At 46.1% G+C, this 10,410-nt stretch carries 1 protein-coding gene; it reads left to right on the forward strand.

Annotation, left to right across the window (positions count from 1 at the left end; translation table 11 throughout):
- The first annotated feature begins 127 nt into the window (after positions 1-127).
- Positions 128-10,387, forward strand: a complete 10,260-nt coding sequence (locus JRG66_RS03280) for a PKD-like domain-containing protein (protein WP_265164320.1) — start codon at positions 128-130, stop codon at positions 10,385-10,387.
- Positions 10,388-10,410: the final 23 nt, after the last annotated feature.

A 10,410-nucleotide genomic window follows, 5' to 3' on the forward strand; every position in this document is an offset into this window, starting at 1 on the left:
AAATATCAACTATTTACCCGATAATTCTAACTCTTGCCAAAAACCCCTAAAAAATATACTTAATTCACAGTAAATTAGTACGTTAACGCTCCCCTCCTATTTTCTTGTCCCCAAACGTGCTGTGAATATGGTAAAAAAACTACTCGGTAAAATTGCTGTTTTTTGGGCTCTTATTCTTACTCCGTTTATAAGCTGGGGGCAGGAGTGTACAGACGCTGTGCCTACGTTTTCCATTACCAACCATACCGGGAGCAGTATTTGTGAAGGCGAACCCTTAAATTTTAGTGCCGCGGTATCTCCATCCAATCCACAGATCCCCTATGAATACCAGTGGCAGGTACAGGTAAACGGGGGTGCATGGACCAATATTTCCGGTTTTGGCGCAGAGACTGCCAACCTTTCAAATTATGCAGCGGCTATTGGCAGTAACAGGATAAGGTTGCAAGTAACCTACTGTGGCGGCACTACAGGAGTAAATACCCTAACCAGCAACTCTTCCGCAACCATCACGGTTTATGAAAACAAGACAGGCAGTGTTAACATAAGTGCCGATAAAACCCATATTTGCCCCGGCGAACAAATCACTTTCTCTTCAAGCCCTTTTAATCACGGGGGTTCGGGGGCGACTTATGAATGGAGGCTGCTCAGCAACAACAGCATTTTAAGCACAGCTTCTACATTCACCTCTGCTGCCATTCCAGATGGCGGGCAGGTAAAACTCTATATGACCTCCTCTGTTCCCTGTGTTGACCCTTTTGAAAGCAACATTATCAATATTTCGCACAAAGCAGGAATGCCTTCCCAACCTTCGGCCATCTCCATTGACACAGAACCCGACACGGTTATATGTCCCGAAACCTCAGTTACTTTTTCAGTCACAAGTGATCCTGCCGCCAGTAATTACATCTGGACTTTACCCACAGGATGGGAAGGTGCCAGTACAACAAATATTATCACGCTCACCACCGGCCAGGCCGGTGCTACGATGCAGACAATTTCTGTTAAGGCCGAAAACGAATGTGGCCAAAGTGCTACGACTACGCTGGATGTCACAGTGGGTCCCGGCATACCCGCCACACCTTCGGAAATTCAGATCACAGATGAAGATAATGACGGCATCATTTGCCCCGGTGAAAACATAACACTTTCGGTAACAAACGACAGAGAAGCAACCAGTTATACCTGGAGCCTGCCTGCCGGATGGATTGGATCCAGCACCTCAAATTCAATCGCCGTTAGCGGGATCGAATCCGGAGAAAATGGTACTGTCTCTGTCTATTCCTCCAACGAATGTTCGCCCGGTACCAGCAGCAGTCTTAGTGTGAGTGTTAATGATCCGGTTCCTTCCATGCCCGGAGCTATTACAGGCGCAAACCTGGTGTGCACTGGTATAGACGCCACTTATTCAATAAGTGCCGTGCCATACGCCGACACTTATGAATGGATCCTGGACGGGAAGCTGATTAATGAAAATACCGGAACAAATTTCCTTTTTAATTCCACAGCAGTTGGCCCCCATACCCTGGAGGTCCTGGCGAAAAATGAATGCGGCAGCAGCACAGTCTCATCTATGATCATAGAAGTAGACGACGGCGCTCCCGGTGCTGTAAAGATTAGCAATTCTAATGGGGAAAGCAGCTTTTGTGAAGGAGCCACAGGCCTGATCTTTTCTGTACCCGCAGATGCCAAAGCAGATAATTACTCCTGGACGGTTCCTGCCGGCTGGATTATCACCTCCAGCAATGAGAACTCAGTAACCGTAACAGCAGGTTCATTTGGGCAGGATGGAAATATATCGGTGACCGCATCCTCAGCACAGGCTTGTGGTGAGGTGAGCGACAGCTTTCCGGTTTCTGTAAAGCATCTCGTTCCCCCTGCACCGGCAGGTATTTCAGGCCCCGCACAGGTTTGCATGGGAAGCACCAACACCTTTACTGTAGGCAGTGTAAATTATGCTACCGGCTATAAGTGGATACTGTCTAACGGTACTTCCCTTACCACCACGGGACCTTCAGTTGAACTCCCTATCACTTCATCCGGAGCATTAGGCCTAACTGTTCTGGCTATAAATGAATGTGGGGAAAGTTCAGCCTCACCAAGTTTCGCAATAGAATCTTTTAATTCAGTTCCTTTAAAACCTGGCCCCATAAGGAGCAGCCTATCCAGCCTTAATGTTTGCCCACCTATTAACGGAGTTACTTTTACTATTGATAAAACAGATCATGCAACAGATTATACCTGGAATCTGCCAGGCGGCTGGTATATTGTTGATGGCAAAGGCACTGAAAGCATTACTGTAGATATTTCCGCAAATGTTGCTTTAAGTAGCGGCAGTGTTAGTGTAAAAGCAAATAATACTTGCGGAAGTAGTGTAGCTTCAGACCCATTTGTGATAACCCTGGGTAAATACGTAGTTGCCGATTTAGGCCCAGATCTAACAGTTTGCGAAGTCTCCGCTCCCATCTCATTTACTGCCAATGTTTCCTTCAGCAACAAATCTATTAAGGTAGTTAACATTTACTCCCCCGATGCTTCCGGTGCTCTCCCCAATCCTCCCAATGGACCAGTTAAGAATTTCACTTTTAGTTACACCCCGGTGGCAGCCGATTTTGCAAAAGAATATATTAGCATCCGCTTAAAAACAGAAGACCCCAAAGGAGAATGTGACTCTCCAATTGAAGAGTACAATGATGAAGTAAAGGTCTATTTTCGGGATAAGCCTAGTGCCAGCTTCACTTCTGCAAATTCTGAAGTGTGTTACAATACAGGCACCACATTGGAAATCTCGGGAACTCCAAATACCACAATTTCCTACTCCAATGGCGCCTCAAGTTTTACTGCCAATCTCGACAGCTCGGGCAAGGCTTCGGTGACAACGGGAAATCTGCTTCAAACCACAACTTACACTTTAATGTCGATCGCCTACACCAATGGTGCCGGGTGTTCCGAGAATATTACAGGCAGCACCACCATCTTAGTAAACCCCATTCCCAATGCTGTGCTGACATATAACCAGGATTCCTTCTGCAATTCTGATACCCAGGTTTATACGCCTCAATTTTCAAATACGGCAGGAATTTTTGAAGGGGGGCTGTTTTCGGCTACGGGCATTGCCGTAAATGCCACAAATGGTTCCTTTTCCCCAAATGGCGTTCCTCCCGGAAATTATATTATCACTTATGCTTTTGATGATCCTTTATCCTGCGGATATCCACCTCTTACTACCGAAATAACCATTTTCGAGTCAGTTGCCATTACTTCGCAGCCTCAGGAAACAAGGATTTGCGAAGGGGAGGCTGTTAATCTTTCAGTAGAAGCTTCAGGAGACGGCTTAACCTATCAATGGTTCAAAGGCAGTGGAAGCGGTACGGCCATTTCAGGTGCAAATTCGGCTACTTACAGTATTCAGTCTTCGACGGAAGCAGATGAAGCTTACTATTACGTGGAAGTGAGCGGTGCCTCCCCCTGTTCCACCGTAAAATCTAATGAAGTACAACTGATCATTGATCAAAAAATGGAAATCCTGGCCCTCGTTTCCGATGCGGCTAATAATGAAATATGTGAAGGCGGTGCTGTTACTTTCTCGGTTACTACTACTTCAGATGATGAAAACCTGGTATATCAATGGTTTGACAATTCCGGAAATCCAATTTCGGGAGCAAATCAAAGTACCTATAGCCTGGCAGGAGTTACTCCCGGCGATGCGGGGAATTATTCCGTAGAAATAGGAGGAGCCACAGGCTACAGCTGTAGTAAGCTTACCTCGAACAATATTGCGCTTGTTGTTAATGAAACCCCTAATGCCGATATTAGTTATTCGGGATCCTATTGTACTTCAGACTCGGGTGTCAAAAATGTCATTTTCGGGAATACTTCCGGAAATTATTCCGAAGGAACTTTTTCATATTCAGCAAATACTGCAGCTAATATCCTGAACCTCGACCCTGTTACCGGGGCCATAAATCCGGCAGCCAGTGATCCGGGCATTTATACGGTCATTTATACTATTTCTGAAGCCGGGGGTTGTGCTTCCAGTGAAGAAACCACGCAGGTAACAATTACTGCCGCCCCCACTGCCAGTCTTGCTTTTGCAGGAGGTCAAACCGAATTTTGCAACGATAGCAGCCAGACTGCACTAACGCCTCAATTGACCGGAACCGGCAACTATACGGGAGGCACTTTTTCAGGAATCCCGGGAATGGATCCTGAAAATGGCACTTTTGACCCGGCAGGTCTCACAGCGGGAACCTACACCCTCACCTACAACATTCCTGCTACCAGCGGCTGCCCGGCCCGGGAGGTTTACCTGCCGGTTACGATACATGAAAAAATAGTTATTACTTCCGAACCTTTTCCTGTAGCTGTCTGTTCCGCAAATAATACGCAGCTTGAAGTAGCGGCCTCAGGGGCCAGTTTGACTTACCAGTGGTATAAAGACGGGAATCCCGTTAACGGGGCTAACGCAGCGATCTATGAAATTAAAACAGCCTCGGTAAACGAAGACCACGGCAACTATTACGTCATGGTAAGCGGAGCTGCTCACTGTGATGCTGTTTCTTCGGAAACTGTTACGGTGACCGTAGATGAAAATATTGTGGTGACCACACAACCTCAGCCTCAGGAAGTTTGTGCGGGAGCAGAAATTAATCTTTCAGTTTCAGCAACAGCTTCGGGCGGGGCGCCAGGTTACCAATGGAGAAAGGATGGCGTAGCTCTGGAAGGAGCAAATTTGGCAAGCCTGGTAATTCCAAATGCCCAGGCCTCTGATGCCGGGCAGTATGATGTGCTTATCACCGGGGCCGATGGATACGCCTGTGAGGAGGGGTTTTCAGAAATAGCTTCGGTCACCGTGAACGCTGCCCCATTTGTTGATGCCGGCAGCGCTATAGAAGCCTGTTCTACCAACACTGCTATCGCTGTTGGAAATGATGCCGTTGCAAGCAATTATGCGTCACTGGAATGGAGCACCACCGGCACGGGAACCTTTGACAATGTGAATGCTATGACCCCCAATTACCTTCCCGGCACCGGTGAAACCGGGGAAATCACCCTTACCCTTACGGCCATGGGCAATGGCGGATGTACTTCTGCATTTGATGAGGTGCTAATTACCATAAATGAACTTCCGGTGATCAACTCCTTCGGGTATGCACAATCAGAGTTTTGCGTCTCTGTCAACACCGCACAGGCACCCGTGCTGAATATCTCAAATGCCACAATTTCTGAAGGGCTTTTTTCCTATTCCGGAGATACGGGGAATGTGCTCGATTTAAATCTTACTTCCGGGGAAATAGATCCTTCCGGAAGTACACCGGGCAGATATTTTGTCACTTTTGAAATCCCAGAAAATGGTATTTGTACAGCCGTTTCTGAAACAGTCGAGCTGATTATTGGAGATCTTCCGGCAGCCGATTTCAGCTATACTCAGCCTGCTGTTTGCCGTGACACAAGGGCTGCAAACCCTTCCCTGAAGATCAATGAAACCGGGCTTTTGTATACCGATACTGACTTTTTCAGCAACACTACGGGCCTGGTGTTTAAAGACGCATCTACAGGAGAAATTGATGTAGATGCAAGTGCTTCGGGAGCCCATATGGTTACCAGAACTGTAGATTATTCAGGAACAATGGAAGATGGCTGTGCTGCTGTTACATCTACTTTTGAAATATCTATTGATGATAAGCCAGTGCCCGATTTTTCATACAATAGCAATCAATATTGTTCCAACGATCCTAATCCTCTTGTGCAATTTCCAACAGGTGCAGTGGCGGGAACTTTTTCAGAAAAAAACAATAACGGCGGACTCATTTTTGCAAACCCTGCCACCGGGGAGATCGATCTTGCTGCTTCCCAGCCGGGCTCATACGTGGTGGTTAACACTGTTGATAACCCTAATGACGCCTGTAACCCTGTTAGTGCTGAATTTGCTGTAACTATACAAAAGTTACCCGATGCAGGTTTCAGCTATCCTGCTTTTGCATTTTGTCAAAGTTCAGGCACTACCCCTGCTCCTGTAATAAGTGGAGACCCGGGCGGAACATTCACCGGTTCTGCGGGACTTGTAATAGATTCTGCCGGAGTCATAGACCTTGCCGCAAGTACCGCAAACCTTCCCAATGATCCTGCAAGTGTGCACACGGTTACCTACACCATCATGGCCAGCGGGGCCTGCCCGGAGGTTTCCACTAGCGTTGAGTTGCGAATAGACGTGCAACCTGAGGGCGGAGAGCTGTCTTTTGTAAAAGGCACTGAGGTTTTTGGCAGACTGTTTAGCACCTGTGAAATTTCAGAAAGAAATACCGGCCTCATTGCCGATCTCGTGCTATCAAATTATGAAGGTCAGATTATGGCATGGCAATACAAAACATTTTCGGGAAGCAGTGAGACCGTATTAAATTCTGATGGAACAAATTTTACCGGCACTACCCTTCCCGGGGCCACAATTGAAAGCCTTGGATTGACTGAAACTACGGTATTCCAGGTTCAAATAAGCAGTGGCTCCTGTACTGCGACCTCTCCTGTAGCTTCAAAAACAGCAATTTTAAGTGTTATTTCTTCGGATATTGAGCCTACTCCGGTAACTGCCGACAAGGCGGTGATTTGTATTGACGATCCGGTAGTGCTTACTGCAGGTAGCGGTTATGAATCGGGCACAGAAATAGGAGAAGGCGGTAATTTCGACAATTCGTCTATTACCAACCATGGCTGGACCATCATCAATAGTAATGGCAGCGAAGGAGATTTTAATTCCAGCGCAGACAATGGGAGGGCCAACAACTGGCTTCGCACCAATCCCGTAGATCTTTGGACGGCGAACATCAATTCGCCAAATGACCTGTCACTGGTGCGGTATGACTCCGGTATTGGAAATGATGGCAATAAAGGAATTGCAGTAGTTTCGGGTGCTTTTACCGGCTCTCAGTTAATTACTCCGGTGTTTAGCATTACAGCAATGGATGAAGCTATACTTAGATTTGACCAGGCATACAATCTTACAGAGGCCGCAGCCATTATCGTAAAGATCACACGAGACGGTGGTAACACATGGGAGCAGCTCTATGTGAAAACAGGACCCGCAAAAAGCGGCCATACCAATGATTTTGGGGGTGGCGACAAAAATTCCCGCCCCGAGAATAAGATCGAAATTGACCTGGGTGATTATATGGGGCTTAGCAATCTACAAATACGTTTTAATTACAGGGGCCTTAGAGAGGGCGATGTATGGGCTGTAGACGGTATTAGTATTCCTGACGGCCCTGCAAATGTTGGTATGGTATGGCAGGATCATACCGGTGAGGTACCCGAAATAATAGGAACAAATTATACTGAAACCTGGTTCCCTAAACAAATAGGCTGGAATGTTTCAGATATCACCACAACTCTTGAATACTCCAATGGATCATGTGAAACTGCTGTACATTCTGAAGAGATAAGGGTATTTGTATACGATAAGTGGACCACCGCTGTCACAGCTGATTATGGCAGCTGCGGAAATATGCAGGTTAGGTTAACGGCTACAGCTACTGGAGCCATCTCGGGAGAAAGCCAGAGCTATCCTACTCCTGATGGCTATGTAGGTAAATGGAATATCTCAGGAAATGGCAAATTTTCAATAGCCAATATTGAACCTGCCGATACCAGCGACCCCATGTTCAACCCGAATATTATTTTTAGTGCCCATGATTTCAACTCCTTTAATGTAAGCTGGGAACTGCTGCCCGGGGAAAAAGATCCTGACGGAAATATCATAGAAAATCAAATTTGCCCTCCTGCACCCCAACCTCTTGAAGTAATTTTTAAACCCTGTACAGCTCTGGATTTTGATGGAGAAAACGACTTGATTGTTATAGAAGATGCTTATGCAGGCGTAAATAGTATTGAAGCCTGGATAAGGCCCGAACTAGCCGGCGGAACAATAATATCGGGGCCAAATTTTCGTGTTACCACTCCGGCAAATGTCACCCCTAATTCCCGGTGGTACCACCTTGCTGTTTCTAACGGGAAACTGTATATAGACGGTATCGAAAAAAGTGATTTATCCCTGGGCAGTGGTTCAGGTTCCCAAACACTTATAGGTGCCGAATTGATCAATGGAAAACCTGCAAATCATTTTTCAGGCTGGATAGAAGAACTGAGATTGTGGAACAAGGCGCTCAGTGTTGATCAGATCCGTTTCCTGATGAACCAGCGGCTCATTGCAAACGGAGCACAAATGGGGGAACAGATTCCTATGGATGTTCCGGGAGGCCTTGACTATTCCGATCTTGCCGGTTACTATCGGCTGATCTCTGCCGCACCCGAACCCCTGGCGAACAGCCCTGTAGCCTACCTTGAAGAAGACAAACCAACTAACGGATTCACTCCCGACAGGGCTGTAACTCCATCTCCCGGCCGACTGGTCAATATGGAAACCAACCAGGAGAACACAGCTCCCCTCCCATATTTTTCGGGCAGCGACGGCGTTTGGGAGAATCAGGCAACCTGGCTACGCCCAAATGTTTGGGAGCTTCCAAATTCAGGGGCTGTAGATTGGAACATCGTGAGAACCTCTCATTCTATAACTTCGGGCAACAGGAATATCTCCCTGCTGGGATTAATATCAGAAGCCAATATTCTGGATATGGAAGGCGTAAATCCACCGGGCTGGACCAGCGGCGGCAGCGGAAACAGGCTTTTTATCTCCCACTACCTTCTACTTAACGGCATCATTGACCTCAATGGAGAGTCACAGCTCATTCAACCAAATGGAAGTGTAGTAGATCAAACCAGTGGGATAGACCGGCAGCTAACGGGTTACCTGGACCGGGACCAACAAGGCACCGCCAGCAGTTATAATTATAATTACTGGTCTTCGCCGGTGAGCCCCGGTAGCCTTAATGCCGATTATTCTGTGGGAGCGGTAATGATGGACGGCACCACTCCTACTCCTGTCAATATCAATTTCGGCAATACATATCATCACGCCGATGCAGGTTTTACAAGTCCGCGCAAAATAAGTGCTTACTGGCTGCACAAATTCCACGGCACGGCAAATAATTATTTCAGATGGGAACATATTGGTAGCACGGGAACTTTGCAGGTGGGAGAAGGCTACAGTATGAAAGGGACTTCGGGGGCAGCAGCAATTCTCGGTTCCCAAAACTATACTTTTAGAGGGCTTCCTAACAACGGCACAATTTTAATGGAGGCCATGAGTGCTACAGGCACAGGAGAGAACTACCTTCTTGGCAACCCCTATCCCTCAGCTATAGACACCAGGGAATTTATACGCGATAACATGCGGGACGTGCCCAATGGCCGAAACGCTTCAAATATCTTTAACGGCACCATTTATTTTTGGTCCCATTTTGCAAATAAAACCCATTACCTCGAAGAATATATTGGCGGTTATGCCACTTATAATCTCTCGGGCGGGGTAATTGCTGTGGCTATAGATGATCGCATAAATGCTACGGAAGATAAAGGCGGTCGCATTCCTCAACAATTCATTCCTGTAGGCCAGGGATTTTTTGTCAATACCGGTTTAGACCCTAAGATTGCAGAAGCTTCAAATATCACCATTCATGGAGGACAGGTGACCTTTAAAAACAGCCAGAGATTTTTTATAACTGAAAACGACATCAACAAGTCAGTTTTTCATTCACAGGAAAAGAAAGATATCTTCGGAAAAGAGGAGGCAACTTCATCAACGGAAGAACAAGAACGTATTTGGCTGCAGTTCAAATCTCCAAAAGGATATCACCGTCAGATTTTAGCCACCGCCGATCCTAACGCCAGCGACAATTTCGATTTGGGATATGATGCCCCGCTCATAGAAAATAATGCTGAAGACATGTACTGGTATTTTAACAACAGTGAGTTTGTAATACAGGGCGTGAGGGATTTTGATCGGGAAAGGGAACTTCAGTTAGGACTCAAGATTAAAGAAAAAGGCAGTGTAAAGATTAGTATAGATGAGTTGGATAATATTGCAGATGATAAAGCAATATTCCTGAAAGACAGCCTCAAAGGAATAGTACACAATCTTAGAGAGGAACCTTATATCACAGATGTTGATGAAGGCGTTTTTACAGAGCGTTTTAAACTTGTTTTTAAAGACAATACCCCAATAACAGCACCTGAAGATCCTGTGACTGTAGTAGAAGATGGTCCTTTTGAAGTGCTGTATGTAAATGGCACCAGGAAAATTGTGATCAAAAATCCCGAATTGATCAGGGTGGATCGAATTTACCTGAACAACCTTTCAGGACAACAGGTACATATTTATTATAATATACCATTAACAACAAAAGAGGAATTACCGGTAGAGCGATTCAGTTCGGGAGTATATGTTTTGAAGCTGCATACAGAACGCGGAATTGTGACAAAAAAAGTAGTTCTGGAGTAGAATTTGAAAACCCTGATTTAATA

Origin of the sequence: Salinimicrobium tongyeongense (assembly GCF_026109735.1) — a bacterium.
GTDB classification, from domain to species: domain Bacteria; phylum Bacteroidota; class Bacteroidia; order Flavobacteriales; family Flavobacteriaceae; genus Salinimicrobium; species Salinimicrobium tongyeongense.

Bases quoted from the DNA above. Each gene is read 5' to 3' on its own strand.
- JRG66_RS03280 (WP_265164320.1), top strand. From the start codon at position 128: ATGGTAAAAAAACTACTCGGTAAAATTGCTGTTTTTTGGGCTCTTATT.